The 16,927-nt window shown below is 38.1% G+C and carries 16 protein-coding genes; 7 read left to right on the top strand and 9 right to left on the bottom strand.

From position 1 onward, the window contains the following. Positions 1-17: 17 nt before the first annotated feature. The 5 genes from H4J54_RS00345 to H4J54_RS00365 all read left to right on the top strand — a co-directional run bounded on the left by H4J54_RS00345 (position 18) and on the right by H4J54_RS00365 (position 5,369). Entirely contained in the window at positions 18-1,727 is a 1,710-nt protein-coding gene (locus H4J54_RS00345) for a proline--tRNA ligase (protein ID WP_182188855.1), read from the top strand. A 798-nt stretch (positions 1,728-2,525) separates the two neighbouring features. Continuing rightward, positions 2,526-3,752 carry a pyridoxal phosphate-dependent aminotransferase gene (locus H4J54_RS00350; RefSeq protein WP_182188856.1) on the top strand — a complete coding sequence of 409 codons (1,227 nt, stop codon included), beginning with the start codon at positions 2,526-2,528 and terminating at the stop codon, positions 3,750-3,752. A gap of 9 nt (positions 3,753-3,761) precedes the next feature. Further along, positions 3,762-4,367, top strand: coding sequence for a 5'-deoxynucleotidase (gene yfbR / locus H4J54_RS00355; RefSeq protein WP_182188857.1), 606 nt, complete (start codon positions 3,762-3,764; stop codon positions 4,365-4,367). Between the two features lie 87 nt (positions 4,368-4,454). Continuing rightward, positions 4,455-5,057 carry a paraquat-inducible protein A gene (locus H4J54_RS00360; RefSeq protein ID WP_220464149.1) on the top strand — a complete coding sequence of 201 codons (603 nt, stop codon included), beginning with the start codon at positions 4,455-4,457 and terminating at the stop codon, positions 5,055-5,057. 78 nt (positions 5,058-5,135) lie between these two features. Beyond that, positions 5,136-5,369 (top strand): DUF2789 domain-containing protein, encoded by a 234-nt coding sequence (locus H4J54_RS00365; RefSeq protein WP_182188858.1) that lies wholly within the window; start codon positions 5,136-5,138, stop codon positions 5,367-5,369. A 457-nt stretch (positions 5,370-5,826) separates the two neighbouring features. On the opposite strand, the gene H4J54_RS00370 is transcribed toward H4J54_RS00365, so the two are convergent. From H4J54_RS00370 to H4J54_RS00385, 4 genes are all read right to left on the bottom strand, one after another. Further along, positions 5,827-6,264, bottom strand: a complete 438-nt coding sequence (locus H4J54_RS00370; RefSeq protein WP_182188859.1) for a hypothetical protein — start codon at positions 6,262-6,264, stop codon at positions 5,827-5,829. A 220-nt stretch (positions 6,265-6,484) separates the two neighbouring features. Then, the gene (locus H4J54_RS00375; RefSeq protein ID WP_182188860.1) at positions 6,485-7,375 is read right to left on the bottom strand and encodes a cation diffusion facilitator family transporter; all 891 of its coding nucleotides are present in this window, start codon (positions 7,373-7,375) and stop codon (positions 6,485-6,487) included. A gap of 160 nt (positions 7,376-7,535) precedes the next feature. Then, the gene (locus H4J54_RS00380; RefSeq protein WP_182188861.1) at positions 7,536-8,840 is read right to left on the bottom strand and encodes an inosine/guanosine kinase; all 1,305 of its coding nucleotides are present in this window, start codon (positions 8,838-8,840) and stop codon (positions 7,536-7,538) included. Between the two features lie 211 nt (positions 8,841-9,051). After that, a complete protein-coding gene (locus H4J54_RS00385) occupies positions 9,052-9,228 on the bottom strand; it encodes a DUF3545 family protein (protein WP_182188862.1) in 177 nt (58 codons plus the stop codon). A 389-nt stretch (positions 9,229-9,617) separates the two neighbouring features. On the opposite strand from H4J54_RS00385, the gene H4J54_RS00390 reads away from it, so the two are divergent. Beyond that, positions 9,618-9,818 (top strand): hypothetical protein, encoded by a 201-nt coding sequence (locus tag H4J54_RS00390; protein ID WP_182188863.1) that lies wholly within the window; start codon positions 9,618-9,620, stop codon positions 9,816-9,818. Between the two features lie 228 nt (positions 9,819-10,046). Here H4J54_RS00390 and H4J54_RS00395 read toward each other — a convergent pair whose 3' ends face one another. Both H4J54_RS00395 and H4J54_RS00400 read right to left on the bottom strand, forming a co-directional pair. Next, positions 10,047-10,538 carry an EF-hand domain-containing protein gene (locus tag H4J54_RS00395; RefSeq protein ID WP_182188864.1) on the bottom strand — a complete coding sequence of 164 codons (492 nt, stop codon included), beginning with the start codon at positions 10,536-10,538 and terminating at the stop codon, positions 10,047-10,049. 420 nt (positions 10,539-10,958) lie between these two features. Continuing rightward, the gene (locus tag H4J54_RS00400) at positions 10,959-11,282 is read right to left on the bottom strand and encodes a ribonuclease E inhibitor RraB (RefSeq protein ID WP_182188865.1); all 324 of its coding nucleotides are present in this window, start codon (positions 11,280-11,282) and stop codon (positions 10,959-10,961) included. Positions 11,283-12,568: 1,286 nt separating this feature from the next. Between H4J54_RS00400 and H4J54_RS00405 the strand changes: the two genes are divergently transcribed. After that, entirely contained in the window at positions 12,569-13,144 is a 576-nt protein-coding gene (locus H4J54_RS00405; RefSeq protein WP_182188866.1) for a hypothetical protein, read from the top strand. Positions 13,145-13,201: 57 nt separating this feature from the next. On the opposite strand, the gene sucD is transcribed toward H4J54_RS00405, so the two are convergent. The 3 genes from sucD to odhB all read right to left on the bottom strand — a co-directional run bounded on the left by sucD (position 13,202) and on the right by odhB (position 16,919). After that, positions 13,202-14,074 (bottom strand): succinate--CoA ligase subunit alpha, encoded by an 873-nt coding sequence (gene sucD, locus H4J54_RS00410; RefSeq protein ID WP_182188867.1) that lies wholly within the window; start codon positions 14,072-14,074, stop codon positions 13,202-13,204. Next, complete coding sequence (gene sucC / locus H4J54_RS00415) at positions 14,074-15,240, bottom strand: ADP-forming succinate--CoA ligase subunit beta (protein WP_182188868.1); 1,167 nt, start codon at positions 15,238-15,240, stop codon at positions 14,074-14,076. The genes sucD and sucC overlap by 1 nt, the downstream gene beginning before the upstream one ends. Positions 15,241-15,401: 161 nt before the next feature. Further along, positions 15,402-16,919 (bottom strand): 2-oxoglutarate dehydrogenase complex dihydrolipoyllysine-residue succinyltransferase, encoded by a 1,518-nt coding sequence (gene odhB, locus H4J54_RS00420; RefSeq protein WP_182188869.1) that lies wholly within the window; start codon positions 16,917-16,919, stop codon positions 15,402-15,404. Between the last annotated feature and the right edge of the window lie 8 nt (positions 16,920-16,927).

Below are 16,927 nucleotides of genomic sequence, written 5' to 3' on the forward strand. Positions count from 1 at the left end.
AATGGAATTTTTTCTCAATGCGTACAAGCCAATATTTACTTTCAACTTTGAAAGAAACCCCTGCTAGTGCTGAAGTTATCAGTCATCAATTAATGTTACGTGCTGGTTTAGTGCGTAATGTCGCATCAGGTTTATATACTTGGTTGCCGACAGGCTTAAAGGTACTTCGTAAAGTTGAAAACATTGTGCGTGAAGAAATGGAACGAGCTGGCGCATTAGAAGTACTAATGCCGATGGTTCAGCCGGCTGACTTATGGGAAGAGTCGGGGCGCTGGGAAGATTACGGCCCAGAGTTATTACGTTTAAATGACCGCCATAATCGTGCTTTTGTTTTAGGCCCAACGCATGAAGAAGTAATCACTAAGCTGGTTAGTAACGAAATTAGTAGTTATAAACAACTGCCATTAAACTTGTTTCAAATTCAAACGAAATTCCGTGATGAAATTCGTCCTCGTTTTGGCGTAATGCGTGGGCGTGAATTTTTAATGAAAGATGCTTACTCTTTTCATTTAGGTGACGAGTGTTTGAAAAAAACATATCAGGCGATGTTCGATGCCTATTGTCGTATTTTCGACCGTTTAGGCCTAGATTACCGCCCAGTTATTGCTGATACCGGCTCTATTGGTGGTGAAGCATCGCATGAATTTCACGTTTTAGCCGACTCAGGCGAAGATGACATCGCCTTTAGTGATGTTAGCGATTTCGCTGCTAACGTTGAAAAAGCAGAAGCGCTAGCGCCAACGGGTGAACGAGCTGCAGCAACACAAAGTTTAGCAAAGGTTTCAACCCCTAACGTGCATACAATAGAAGATCTTGCCAAGTGCTTATCTGTTGATGCGAGCCATACGGTTAAAACATTATTAATCCTTGGGGCAGCGACAAAAGAAAATAAAGCCCCTATTGTTGCTTTAGTCTTGCGTGGTGATCATCAGTTAAATGAAGTTAAAGCTGAAAATTTAGCACAAATTGCCTCGCCATTAACTTTTGCTACTGACGAACAAATTTTAGCCGCCGCTGGTTGTAATGCAGGCTCAATTGGTCCGGTTGGTTTAAGTATTGAGGTTATTGTTGACCGAAGTGCGGCGCATTTAGCTGACTTTGTTTGTGGTGCAAATACAAATGATATGCACTTAACCGGCGTAAACTGGGATCGTGACGCACAAAACTATAGCGTTGCCGACTTACGTAATGTGGTAGCGGGTGACCCTAGCCCTTGTGGTCAAGGTAGCATTGTGATTAAACGTGGTATTGAAGTAGGTCATATTTTCCAACTGGGTGAAAAGTACGCTCAAACAATGAACTGTGGCGTGTTAACAGAAAATGGTAAAAATCAAATTTTGACTATGGGTTGTTACGGTATTGGCGTTTCACGCATTGTTGCCGCTGCCATTGAACAAAACCACGATAAATATGGTATTAAATGGCCTGCAGCGATTGCACCTTACCAAGTTGCCATTGTACCCATGAACATGGCAAAGTCAGCTCGTGTTAAAGAAACTGCCGAAGCCTTATACGAACAACTACAAACCGCTGGTGTAGAAGTTATTTTTGATGATCGCAAAGAGCGCCCTGGGGTTATGTTTGCCGATCATGAATTAATTGGCACACCATTATTACTTATTATTGGTGAACGTAATCTCGATAACCAAGAAATTGAAGTAAAAAATCGTATTACTGGTGATAAGTCTATGTTGGCCATAAGCGATGTTATGTCTTTGTTTGCCTAATCACGGCTCTTTGCAAGTTTGGCCCTAAAGGTCAAATGAAGCTAAATATAATAACGGCTTTGCAGTTTATGCACAGCCGTTTTTTTATCTCATTATGTGACTAACTATGCCGCAAAAAATTGCAACTATCCCATCACAATAAAGCACTCGGTCAACCTATTGGCTAATGCTCCTGAACAACACTTATTATACCAAGTTGATTAATTACCTATTAATTTTTAATGGTTAAAATAAAAAACTGCAGCGTTATAAAGTTTATAACAAGAATAACTAGAATGAGTGCTTATAAATTTCATGCCTGATAACTATCGATTTTTTCTCATGAAAAGTAGATCACTTAATTAATCAAGTGGGTATTATTTATCAATAAATGACTAAACAATCATAATAACAAGATGATATAGTTATTAGCAATTTATTATAAATAAGTTGCAAGTAACTGTTTCAAAGTTAAGCAATATTCGCAACAATGGATTCAAGCAAATTAATGTCATACCACTGCCATTAAGTTTGTGAACTTGTTGTGTGCAAGGAAATAAATTAAGGTACGGCGCTCAATTGACCCATCACGAGCTATTGGGGTTGAGGACACTGGTTTTTAGTGCCTGACAACACCTAAATACTCACACCTATGTGAGCAGTACCTTAAGCTATTTTAACTAGCGTAAGTGGGTAATAACTGAATGAAATTATTATGAAATACGCTCACACAATGACTATAGCTTTATACTTAGCTTAATTTTCTTTTAACGATGACGATAACGTTAATTCACTTTTATCATTTATAAGACTGCCATTATGAAAACTATCACCAAATCTTCAAAATTAAAAAATGTCTACTACGAAATTCGTGGACAAGTTGCCGCAGAAGCCAAACGTTTAGAAGATGAAGGCTATAAAATTTTAAAACTTAATATTGGCAACCCTGCTCCCTTTGGCTTTGAAGCGCCTGATGATATTTTAAAAGATGTTATTCATAACCTGCCAACAGCTCAGGGTTACTGTGAATCAAAAGGGATCTACCCTGCACGCGTAGCCGTAATGCAGTATTTTCAACAACAAGGCATTTTAGATGTCAGTGTTGACGATATTTATATCGGTAACGGCGTTAGCGAACTTATTGTTATGGCGATGCAAGGTTTATTAGATAATGGTGATGAAGTGCTCATTCCAGCGCCTGATTACCCATTATGGACTGCAGCTGTTGCTCTGTCTGGCGGCAAACCTGTGCATTATCGTTGTGATGAAGAAAACCAGTGGTTTCCAGATCTGGAGGATATCGCCAGCAAAATATCGTCAAAAACCAAAGCTATTGTTTTGATCAACCCTAATAATCCTACGGGTGCCGTTTATAGCGAAGAAGTGCTTCAGGGTATTATCACACTTGCCCGTGAACATAATTTGATCATATTCAGTGATGAAATATACGATAAAATTCTTTATGACCAAGCACAACATATTCCAACGGCGAGTTTAGCAAGCGATGTTTTAATCATTACTATGGGTGGTTTATCTAAAAACTATCGTATCGCTGGCTTTCGTGCCGGTTGGATGGTGATTACTGGCCCTAAAATACATGCCGAAGATTATTTAAAAGGCTTAGATATTCTCTCTTCAATGCGCTTGTGTGCCAATGTGCCTGCCCAACATGCGATTCAAACCGCACTCGGTGGCTATCAAAGCATTAATGAATTAATTAAAAATGACGGCCGTTTAATAAAGCAGCGTAACCTTGCCTATGAAATGATCAACAACATTGATGGCCTTTCATGCAACCCCGCTATGGGCGCTTTATATTTGTTTGTTAAAGTAGACCAAGAAAAATTTAACATCCATGATGATGAAAAAATGGTTTTAGACTTACTCAAGCAAGAGAAAATACTCTTGGTGCACGGTCGCGCCTTTAATATTAAGCAAGACAATTACTTTCGCTTAGTGTTTCTTCCGCATGTCGACGAATTAAAACCTGCATTGGAAAAACTAGGCAAATTTTTCCGTACTTACCGTCAGTCAACAAGTGAATAAGGTTATATAATGCAAAGTACTTTTCTCGCCTGGATGTTCAGAATGCCACTGATTAAACGTTGGTCATTGATGTTTTGTGTTAAACCAGAAAATGTTGCTGAGCATTCTCACCAAGTGGCTATTGTCGCACATTTGCTGGCTGTGATTAAAAATCAAAAATTTTCGGGCAACATTAATGCTGATAAAGTGGCTACTGTTGCACTTTATCATGAAGCCAGTGAAACCCGTTTTGGTGATATTGTTAGCCCAACAAAATATGCTAATCCTGAGATTGCTCGAGAGTTTAAAAAAATTGAATATATAGCTGAAAAGCAATGTCTGCAGTCTTTGCCTGAAGAGTTTCAGGTAATGTTTGCCGATATCATTGTGCAAGATAACGTGGATGAACAATACAAAAAAATTGTCAAAGCGGCTGATATTTTAGTGGCTTATATTAAAGCGCTTGATGAATTAAATCATCAAAACCATGAGTTTGATCATGTCAAAGAACGCTTAGAATTGAAGCTAGAAAGCATTAAACAGCAAATGCCTGAAGTCGGCTATTTTATGGATGTTTTTCTGCAATCATGCTCAGCAACTGTTGATAAACTGACCGAAGTTCAAGTTAAAAAATAGTTGTAGATCACCCTTGATGCTTGCTAAAAATATCGCTAACAAGTTTATATACCTGTTCGACTTCATTTTGGAAAATTTTATAACATGATGATTAAAAAACATTTAGGTTTTTTCTTTAACCTTATTGCCATAGCATTATTTATTCCGGGTATATTATTGCCAATGTTTTCTCTCAATATGGCCATGACAGCTAATGTGAGTGGTGCAAAAGTCACTAATACAATCATTGATAAAAACTTGTCATTGTTGCAAACCATACAAGAGCTTTGGCAAGATGATCGCCTGTTAGTGGCGTTATTAATTTTTGCTTTTTCTATTTCAATACCGGTATTGAAATTTATTTTACTCAGTATTGCTTACGCCAATAAAAATTCTAGATTAGAGATTACCGTTTATAAGTTTATTAGCAAAATTGGCAAATGGTCAATGGCTGACGTTTTTGTTGTGGCCATTTTTCTTGCGGTACTATCAACCAATCACGCTGAAACCGCAGCACAACAACAATTAGCGTTATTTGGTTTTAAGTTAGATTTTATTGTTAGCAGTGAAACATTATCCGCATTAGGACCAGGCTTTTATTTCTTTACTGGCTATTGCCTATTATCTTTATTAGGGTCAAGTATTAGTAACAGTAGTATTAACACCAAGACCAAAAAGCTATCACCATCAGCTAACACCATGATAGATTAAAACTATACTGATAATATAGAGTAAGTTCTTCTATAGTTACTAAACTTAGGCACTTAACACTTAATACGGGAGTATTTTATGGATCTTTCAAAGCACAATATGGCAAGTTTATTCGCTCAATTGGGTATTAAAAATAGTGATGAGGAAATAGAGCGTTTTATTGCATCTAACCGTGGTATCCCAGAAAATCAGGCGCTTGCTGATGCTGATTTTTGGAGCAATGGCCAAGCGCAATTTTTACAAGAAGCTATTATGCTTGATTCTGATTGGAGTGAAGTTGTTGATAGCTTAGACGCCTTATTAAGAGACTAAACAATTAAAAAAGGCTTAGGTTCTTCTAAGCCGATGCGCTAAAACATACCTATTATAATTCTTCGACAGTCTCTTATAATTTATTAATCATCTGTTAATAAATATTTCACTATAGCACTTATCTTTATCTTACTGGACGTTAACCCTCTATTTATTAAGCTTAACTAACAATGACTTATGCCAATTTCATTAATTAGGTGGCCTACTTTATACCCAGGAAAAATGGCCAAATATAAGGTATTTATTTTAATAACGAGTTGTTCTAATTATTAAATAACGCAGTAGTGGGTTATTTTAACCAGTAAAAATGATCAGATAATTAGTGAGATTGGTATTATATAAGTTATCTAGGTTATATCCATTAACTGAATCTGATATTGTCCTATACTTTTTATTTTAAAATACATAACATCAGGTAGTTTATTTAATGTTTCTTTGAACTAAGTATGTGATTGAACTAAGCTTCTGATTTAATTATGTCATATAAAAATTGATCATGATTTAAAGAAAAACCTTCGGCGTCAAGCCAGTTAATGGCGTCATTTAAATTATCAAAGACAGCGCGTTCATAGCCTAACTGTGTGTGTGGTATCATTTTTTCTAATTGCATTTCTTTAACTGCACTAGGTCGGTAAACATGGCAGTCTTTAATACAACCCTGTGCTTTAAACCATTCACAATGCTCAACAACATGTTGTTCTATTTCTGGTACACCTAACTCCCACTGCTCAAAAATAGAAATTATTGCCCAATCACTACCCATCAAGGGTGCTGCCGCTGCTTTAAACTCTGTTACGTAAGCAATAATAGCTTCTTCATTCCATGAATCTGCAAACCACTGCATAAGTACTTTATCAGTAACCTTTATTTTCCAGCGACCGTGAATTTCTAACATAAAAAGTCCAAATGAAATAAAAGCTATTTACAATATAGCGTTTACGGTGTGCATAAGCTAACTCTGTTTCAAAAGACCACAAAAATCAATCATGTCATAAAGAACATTATGATAACCTAATGGCCAACTACTTAATTGGATCACTGAGTGGTTTTGAAAAAATTTCTTATAAGCAATCGTATCTTAAGTCTGATTTTTTTAGTGCTAACATCAAAGCTGATTAACTGTGCTTACAACCACTCGCTTCAATTTGCAGTACGCTGGTATTAACATCGAATTGTTCTTTTAGCATACGCTCGACTTGAAAGCGGCATACTTCATCGTGCTTTTCTAAAGTACATTGGTGTTTTAGCACGATATGAGCACCCACCACGACTTGGCCGTTGTCACTTTTAACGATTAAATTGTGCACATTGTCTATGTGCTCTAAACCTTGCAAGGCATTTTCAATTTTCTTCAATGCCGGTAAGCGAACGCCATTAAAAAATAAACCTTTAATACATTTATAAAGTAGTTTAGAGCCGGTATAAAGTACAAATACAGAAATAAGTATGCTCGACAACGAATCAACAATTGTCCAACCCGTAACATGAATGACAATGCTGGTGACGAATGTGACTATGGTAGATAGCAGATCAAAAAAGGTATGCAAAAACACCGCATAAACGTTAACACTATCTTTACGGCCTTTATATAAAACATAAGCTGACGCGCCGTGAAATAGAAAACCTAACGAGGCAACCGCCGACATAACAAAGGTGTTTATTTCATGTTCATCATGATGCTCGTGGCCAAATAATCGCTCAGCCCCTTGCAGTAAAATCCAACAACTGATCAGTAAATATAAGATACCGTTGACCAAACCACCTGAAAGCTCTAAACGACGATATCCATCACTGAACGTTCGACCAAATTTTATCGCTAAGGTCGAGGCTATTAAGGCAATAAATAGTGAACTATTATGCACAAACAAGTGCCCCGCATCTGCATATACCGCCAAAGAATTTGCATAGGTGGCGCCAACAAGCTGCAGCAACATAAATACACTGGTAATAGCCAGTGCAATCAGTAAACGACGTTGTGATGATTTATGTGTTGTTAGAGTAGTCATGCAAAAATCAATGTCTCATTAAAGTAATTAAATAGTATCTAGCAGGTACTTTTGCCCGTTAAAAAGCGTCGCTATTGTCGTCTTAATTTAGCTAATTAAATAATTGCCACCATAAAAGCGGCTAAACGCTACTGGATTATATTCGCAGGTTAACCGTTAACTACTGTGACCAATAGGCTTGGTCTAAACTGTCTTCTCGCTCCGGTAAACCACGCGACAAACGCGGTGAATGTTGTACTAATACCTCATAACTTACTCTGTTGGCGTATTTACTCATTTGCGATAACGACGAGTAAGTTAAGGCTAATTGCTCATGTTTGCTTGAGTTTGCCACAGTATTTTTATGATAAACATTGGCACTTAAGTCATGTAATATAGCCGCGAGCGCAGCGTCTCCAGCACCATTGGTATTTTTGATACTTTCGGGGCCCCCCATATAAGGTGCAGAATGGGTATATATTCGCATCGGTTGATGGCAATCTTTCAATAACATGGGACGAGAATATTCATAACGATTAAACTCATCTATCTCGCCCGATAATAATGGGTATTCACTTTCTCGTTTAAACGTTTCATCAACATAGCCCGCAATATATAAGCCGTGTTTACCGGCGGTGCAAATAACCATATCAACCCAATCCAAGCATTTATTCGCCGCGAGTAGTGGTTCTTCAATACCCGTTATAGCTAATGCTTCTTCTTCGTTCATGGTCAGTATGTTGACATGCTTTTGGACAAAATCACGCCAAAATTCAGGCTCTTCTTCAATTAAAAATTTAGTGCCTAAGGTCAGTACCACAGGTACGCCAGCAGCATTTGCACATTTTACCGCTTTAATTGCTGCTTCGGTCATGGTGTCGCCAGCTTGTGTGCGCATCAAATAAGAGCTAATAACCAGTGCTGAAGCCCCAGTAATTAATGACTCGTCAATAGAATCAGGATGTAGACGATTAATTAAGCCGGCATTAATACCAAAAGTGCGTTCACCGTGATCATCAATCAAGGTAAAACAACGACCAATAGGGCCGTCGACAGGCTGAAGATAGTTAAGATCAACACGTGAAGAGGTGTTACTTATAAACCGGTAAGCATAGTCACCAACATGTATATTTTTGGACATTACACCCAGCAAAACTGAACGGTCATCCGCTAGCACAGAGTAATTATGCATGGTATTACCAATAGTACCGCCGGCAAATTCGTAATTGATCAGCGATTCATCTTTCAAACGTTGATAAAGGCGCTGAGTAACTTCGTCTGAGATAACCTGTGACATACCAAGTTTTAAATCAAATTCATTCAAAAATGCTTGATCAACTTTAGCTTCAATATCCACTAAAACCTGATCTATACCAACAATATAGTTTTGAGCCGCTTGAGCGCTAGGATTTACTTGGTTTGTTAATGGGTTTTTATGGTCGACAGGAAAGTAATGTCGATGTTGACGGCGTCCGGGAAACTTCATGAAGTAATACACGGTTAATGACAAAAAACGGATTATAGCGCAATGCCATTTGGTTTGACCAGAACCATCACCTAAATTGTGGAGAAATGTCTATAATCGCTGGTTTGAATATCATGATCAGGACAAATGAAATTAAAGAGCGCAAACTACGACAACAAAATGTCAATCATTTGCGCTCCAACATAATATGGCTGAGTATTCACATTCCATATTAATGTGTTATGTAATCATCATAAGACGCCATTTCTCGCTGCATTCTTTTTTCTTCCTTAAAAGCCTCTATTTCTTGCCACTTACGCTTAGCCTGTTTACTACTTTTTTTCTTCTGATTATCGAAGTAAGCATCGATATCATTAAGGTTTTCTTCTTGCCATTCTTTAGATTGCATCACAAATACTCCTATTGATAGTTTCCTCTACACTAATCAACTTATATGACAGTTATTTGAATGAAATATGACAGTTGGGTTAACTATATAGGTTAACTTGGTTAGTTTTATTTGATAGCAACAAAAGCTTAGCAGCTTGCACTTAAGTATGGCCCAGTGCTGATAGTCGTTTTTATTGTCTACTTAGGTGTAAAGTTTTAAAGCAACTTTTAATCAAGACAGTTATGACATTACTAATACTTGTCACCTATTCATCACAAAAAATTTGCTAAATGGCCATCATGTTGTTCTAGCATGATATTTATCTAAACTATATTGTCAGATAAATTAGCTTGTTTGACACAGACTAATATAGGGAAGAAACATGAAAACTTACCACTGCAAACATCTTGAATTCAAAAATTTTAACCGCTTCAGTTCTTCAAGTAGGTTGTAACAATAATGACGATAGCGCTGATAAAGCCCTTGAATCAAATGTTATAATTGAGATTGGAGCAGTGGCTAAAGTAGGGGTAGGAGTAAAACTGTTATTGTTAATTAAAAAAATACAAATTGATAATGAAGCCTTCTGTATGTTGAATACCTCTTAAGTTATGCTGAAGAAAGAAAGCCCCCCAAGGTACTGGCTTTTAGAAGCGTTTATCAAGTACAACATAAAAATAACTAACCGTTACTTATTGCGTTATTTGCAGTAGTGAAGTGCAATAGTGAAGTGCAATAAAATTTATTTTTATTGCACTGTTAACTTAGCTAAATTATTGAGCCTATGTCATTAAAAATTCAACGAGGTTATATACCCCCTACCCTAAAGTCAGTATTTACTTTTTCATCATTTTTTTGCGTTGATTAACATAATACTGAGCAAACTCTTCCGACAATATTTCTCCGTTACCATCGCTGTCAATATCTTCAAAGCTAGGGGCATTAGCGAGATTGCGCATAGGATAACCTTGTTTGACACCCGCTTTGTTTCTTGCGGCTCTAGCATCAGAGAATTCCTGTTTTAAGATAACACCATCGCCATTTAAATCGAATTTGGTGAAGCTAGCCATATTTCTGCCTTTACTCATACCTTCTGCTTTTCTGCGCCCTGGTTCCATGCTGTGACCTTTGCCAGCTTTTTTCGTTGCCATACGCTCACTTCTGACTTGGTCAAACTCTTGCTCACTAATGACCCCGTCACCATTACTATCATAGGTAGCAAAAGTAATAGGGCCACGTACTGGCAACTCAGCTGAGAGCGTAGATACCGATATAACACTCAAAAAAGGGACTAAAATTAAGGGCATTACCTTGAATAGTTTTTTCATTATTACTTTCCTATAGATTGCTAATGAACTGTTTAAAGCTCTAATTTGCTAAAAATATAATAGATCAATTACACGAGAAAAACTAATCTAAGTCAAGCCTTATAGTGCATTTAACATCCGTGTAAATAGCCTGATGGTCGTAAGTTAGATTAGCTTAAATTTAAATTTTTCATTGAGCTATTTCGGCTCAATAAGCCTCAGTTTACTAAGCTAAATATGAGAAAGTTATTCTGGGTGGCATGATGAGTTTTTAACAGGGAGGAAAGCATAAGAAAGTAAGGAGTAAACTATTAATTTAAAACGTTTTATATTTCCTCTTTCAGTCTTCCTTGTTTTCTCCCTGTGATTAAGTTTTGTTGTGGTCAAAAATTTATTATGGGTGGCATGATAAGTTTTTATAAGTTATCAAACATGAGTAATTTAAGCTTCAATTCCCCAGCCATCCGTATATCCATTAAACTGAGTTACTATTTGTTCAAACTGAGCTTCTTGAGCAATAATTACATCATAAAGAGGGATCACTTTTATTGCACAATCTAAATCCCATGCTTTTGGATCTTCATCAATGTGAACATCACAAATAATATCAGGTGCTATTTCAGCAAGATGAGCTGCCATAGCCTCTGCTTGTTCTTGTGTTTCAAATAAGTGAAAAAAAACAATAGTATGCATTACGGTTAAATCGATACCCGCTTTTTGCATTTCAAACAATACTTTACCGGTTTCATCTTTTGGGAAGTTCATATTACTCTTCAAAGCTATAAAATTAATGACGGCATTATAAACGTCAATGTTTTAAATGAATAGAATAGAAGACAAAAGTAAGTGAAATCTTTTTAATGGGTGTAGTCGGCACGCCGATGCCAAACCAGTAAGCTGACTCCAAAATGCTAAATTAGAGTAAGTGGGATCTAATTTTATAAATTGAACAGCTTGGAGTTTAATTTTTCTGTCTGGCGTCGCGGTGGCGACTACACCCAGAGGGGCGTTACAGGCTGCTCATATTAAACTCGGCCTCTGGACTCCCCATGGCACCCTACTCAGCAAAACACTCCAACTCACTTTTCTTTAAACATAAGCGGTGTGATGTTCATTCCTGCCGAAAATCGTCCCTTCACACGGCAGTCTACGCCATCCATGGCTCCGATAGACATCGCACTTATCTAAATTAAGTTTACGTTGCTGAGACGGGATCAGGAGTTTGTTAGTTCTATGGTGTGATTATTTAACAGCTGTGTTTATCGTTGTTAAAATTCATGCGTGGCTTGATAAAATTAATAAAGTTACTAAAAAAATTAAAAAGAAACACAACAGATAAACCAGACACCAAGTCTGCTTCATTAAACGCCGGAATGATGACCAATATTCACGTATCACTGGCATGGATGCCAGTGAAAGCGATGTAGTGCATGGATGCACGTTCAGCGCTGGTACGTCGAAGAATATTGGACATCATGGAGGAAACACGTTTAATGTGGCAGCGCCGAGGGAGTCCAGAGGGAGGCCGGCGCTAGCCTCCCTTTGGGTGCAGTCGGCACCCCGACGCCAAACCATTTAACAAACTCCAAACCATTTATTTAGAATCCTTAATCATCTAAGAAAAATTATCATGGGTGGCTTGATAAAATTTTATGGGTGGCTTGATAAAATTAATAGAGGAAATACGTTTAATGCAGCAGCGCCGGGTGAGTCCAGAGAGCTTTACTTAAACATAGCGCGCTTAACCCTCTTTGGGTGTAGTCGGCACCCCGACGCCAAACCAGTAAACAAACTCCAAACCATTAATTTAGAGCCAGTAACAACTTAAACTCTAGTTTACTCAGCTAAATATGTGAAGATTATATTATGGGTGGCCTGATAAGTTATACCGACGGCAAACCAGTAAACAAACTCCAAGCCATTAATTTAGAGTGAGTGTCCGTTTAATTTTGTAGATTAAAATGTCTGCTGCCCAAATGTATTAAATTACACAAAATCATCCCCCTTTGATATATGAAAACTACCAATAATTCACTTCAATTAGGAAGAAAATGAAATTTTACATACCTAAATCAATTAGCTCAGATATAAGAAAAAAATTAGGTTCCGTTAAGGTTAAAAAGATTAAAGTCATAACTCATCCAAATTCAATTAAAGATGAATGCTTAGAAAATGTTCGCAGTTATATAGATAGTCATAAAGGAGAAGTTCAATTCGGCTGGAATTTTAGTCTATTAGGGAATGTAATACTTCGCTTGATCGCTCATGCAGTTGTAAAAAAAGAGAATAATGATTTGATTTGTATCTCACCAAATAATGATCTAAAAGAAATAAATTTTTTACCTGATAATTCAATCAAAAATATGATTGAGGGTAAATATCTTCCAGGGAAACATCTATCGTTAATTAATAATAAAAATGTCCAAGAATATGCTTTATTATTAGATAAAGCTGAAAAACTGAAATTTGAAATCTTACCAGAAAATATACAAGCTGAGCGTGATAAAATTAATGCTAAAGCCTCTTTCTATTTGCCTACAGTTTACAGTGAATCCATAAAAACAACTAAAATGGATGAATGTTGCTATTGTGGTTCAGGGGTTCTAAGAGCTTTTTGCCACAAATAAAAAAACCCGCTAAAAGCGGGTTTTTATTAGATAAAACAGTTTGCAATCAAAAGCTGATTACCAACCTGTTTTCTCTTTAAGTGCTGAGCCAATTTCAGCTAAAGAACGTACAGTTTTAACACCGGCCGCTTCTAGTGCTGCAAATTTCTCATCAGCTGTACCTTTACCACCGGCGATAATCGCGCCAGCGTGACCCATACGCTTACCTTCTGGTGCAGTAACACCAGCAATGTAAGATACTACAGGTTTAGTAACATGAGCTTTGATATATTCCGCAGCTTCTTCTTCAGCAGTTCCGCCAATTTCACCAATCATGACGATTGCTTCAGTTTGTGGATCGTTTTGGAACATTTCCAATACGTCGATGAAGTTAGTACCTGGAATAGGGTCGCCACCAATACCTACACAAGTAGATTGGCCAAAACCAGCATCAGTTGTTTGTTTAACGGCTTCGTACGTAAGCGTACCAGAACGTGAAACAATACCCACTTTACCTGGTAAATGGATGTGACCTGGCATGATACCAATCTTAGTTTCGCCCGGAGTGATAACACCTGGACAGTTAGGACCGATCATACGAACGCCAGATTGATCAAGCTTAGCTTTAACGTCAACCATATCTAAAGTTGGAATACCTTCAGTGATAGTAACGATAAGTGTAATGCCTGCATCAATAGCTTCTAAAATTGCATCTTTACAAAACGGAGCTGGAACGTAGATAACTGTTGCTGTTGCACCAGTTGCTTCTACTGCTTCACGTACTGTATTAAATACTGGTAGGCCTAAATGCGTTTGACCGCCTTTACCTGGGCTTACGCCACCAACCATTTGTGTACCGTACTCAAGTGCTTGTTCTGAATGGAATGTACCTTGACCACCAGTGAAACCTTGACAGATTACTTTAGTATCTTTGTTAATTAAGACAGACATTATTTGCCCTCCGCAGCTGCTACAACTTTAGTTGCTGCATCAGTTAATGACTCAGCAGCAATGATGTCTAAGCCAGAATTTTTAAGAACTTCACGACCTAACTCAGCATTAGTACCTTCTAAACGTACGACAACAGGTACTTTAACGCCGACTTCTTTAACCGCGCCAATAATACCTTCAGCGATCATGTCACAACGAACGATGCCACCAAAGATGTTAACTAAAACAGCTTTAACGTTGTCGTCAGAAAGAATGATTTTGAATGCTTCAGAAACACGTTCTTTAGTCGCCCCGCCGCCAACATCTAGGAAGTTAGCTGGCTTGCCGCCGTGTAAGTTAACGATATCCATAGTACCCATTGCTAGGCCTGCACCGTTAACCATACAACCAACGTTACCATCTAAGGCTACGTAGTTTAATTCAAAGCGTGCTGCATGAGCTTCACGCTCATCTTCTTGAGATGGATCGTGGAACGCGCGCATTTTAGGTTGACGGTATAAAGCATTACCATCGATACCAATTTTACCATCTAAACAGTGAAGATTACCTTCGTCAGTAATAACTAACGGGTTGATTTCTAGTAAGGCGAAATCGCAATCTTCAAACATTTTAGCCAGACCTAAAAAGATCTTAACAAATTGCTTCATTTGCGTTGGGTTTAAACCTAACTTGAAGCCTAATTCACGTGCTTGGTAAGGTTGAGCGCCAACTAGTGGATCGATTTCAGCTTGATGAATTAACTCAGGCGTTTCTTCAGCAATCTTCTCAATATCAACACCGCCTTCAGTAGAGGCCATGAATACTACTTTACGACTTGCGCGGTCAACAACAGCACCAAGATATAATTCGTTAGCAATATCTGTACAGCTTTCTACTAAAATTTTAGCTACTGGCTGACCGTTTGCGTCAGTTTGGTAAGTAACTAAGTTCTTACCTAACCAGTGTTGGGCGAAATCTTTGATTTCTTGTTTTGTTTTAACTAGCTTAACACCGCCAGCTTTACCACGGCCACCGGCGTGTACTTGAGTTTTAACAACCCACATAGTGCCGCCGATTTTATCAGCCGCTTCTGCCGCTTCCTGAGGAGTATCGCAAGCGAACCCTTCAGAAACTGGTAAACCATATTCAGCGAATAATTGTTTCGCTTGATATTCATGCAAATTCATGGTGTTTTATCCATTTATCTGTAGATGAAAATGGCAATAACTTTTAGTTACTACCATCGAAAAAAGTCGAAAGAGTATAGTACAAAAGCTCTGAAGAACATAGTCCTTAGAGCCTAATACTATAGTTTAGATCGAACAATAGATTTTATTATTACTACTTACTATATGTTCAGCAACAAGCGTGTTGGGTCTTCCAACAGCTCTTTAATTGTTACTAAGAAACCTACTGATTCTTTACCATCAACTAAACGATGGTCATAAGAAAGTGCTAGGTACATCATAGGTAAAATTTCAACTTTTCCGTCAACAGCCATTGGGCGGTCTTGGATTTTGTGCATACCTAAAATTGCCGCTTGTGGCAAGTTAAGTATAGGTGTTGAAATTAATGAACCAAAAACGCCGCCATTAGTGATAGTAAAATTACCACCTTGCATTTCGTCCATGGTTAATTTTCCGTCACGCCCTTTAATTGCTAAGGCGCGAATACCGTTCTCAATGCCCGCCATGCTAAGTTGATCTGCATCACGTAATACCGGTGTAACTAAGCCACGTGGCGTAGATACGGCAATCGATATATCAAAAAAGTTATGATAAACAATATCATCACCATCAATTGAGGCATTAATTGCTGGGTAGCGCTTAAGTGCTTCAGTGACCGCTTTAACGTAGAACGACATAAAACCTAAACGGGTATCATGCGTTTTCTCGAATACGTCTTTGTATTGCGTACGAAGATCCATAATTGGCTTCATGTTAACTTCGTTAAACGTGGTTAACATGGCCGTAGAATTTTTCGCTTCTAGTAAACGTGTCGCGATTGTTTTACGTAAACGTGTCATAGGTACACGTTTTTGTGTGCGTTCACCTAATGCGGCAGAAGCTGGTGCAGTTGACGCTGGCGCCGCTGCTTTAGCTGGTGCTGCTTTTGGCGCACTTTTAGCCGCAAGGGCAGCTGATTCTACGTCTTCTTTAGAAATACGACCGCCTTTACCTGTGCCAGTAACATGACTAGCCGTTAGACCTTTCTCGGTCATTAAACGACGTACTGATGGGCTAGCGAGTTCGTCAGAACCAATAGCTTCTTCAGCTGAAGCAACTGGCGCTGAGCTTGCTGTTGCACCGGCGTTAAGCTCACCAAGTTTTTGACTGCCTAAGACGGTATCACCTTCAACATGGATTATTTTACCAATAACACCATTTTCTTGTGCAACAACTTCTAAAACGACTTTATCAGTTTCAATATCAACTAAATTTTGGTCAACAGTAACTGTATCGCCTTCAGCAACATGCCAAGAAGCTACAGTTGCATCAGCAACTGATTCTGGCAATACCGGCACAACGATATCAATCACTTTAACTGCACTGTCTGATGCTTTAGGAGCACTTGCGGTGGCTGCAGTTTCTTCGTTCTTACTTTCAGATGCTTTACCTTCAGATGCTTTACCTTCAGACAAAATAGCAATAACTTGCTCGCCTAAAACCGTAGCACCTTCAGCTTGAGATATTTCAGTAATAACACCATCTGATGTTGCTGGTACTTCAAGTACCACCTTGTCAGTTTCGATATCTACTAATACTTGATCGCGAGTTACTTTATCGCCTACTTGTACATGCCAAGTCGCTATTGTTGCATCTGCAACTGATTCAGGTAAAACGGGAACCTTGATTTCGGTTGTCATTTATATAA

Origin of the sequence: Colwellia sp. MB3u-8, assembly GCF_014076985.1 — a bacterium.
In the GTDB taxonomy this organism is placed as follows: Bacteria; Pseudomonadota; Gammaproteobacteria; order Enterobacterales; family Alteromonadaceae; genus Cognaticolwellia.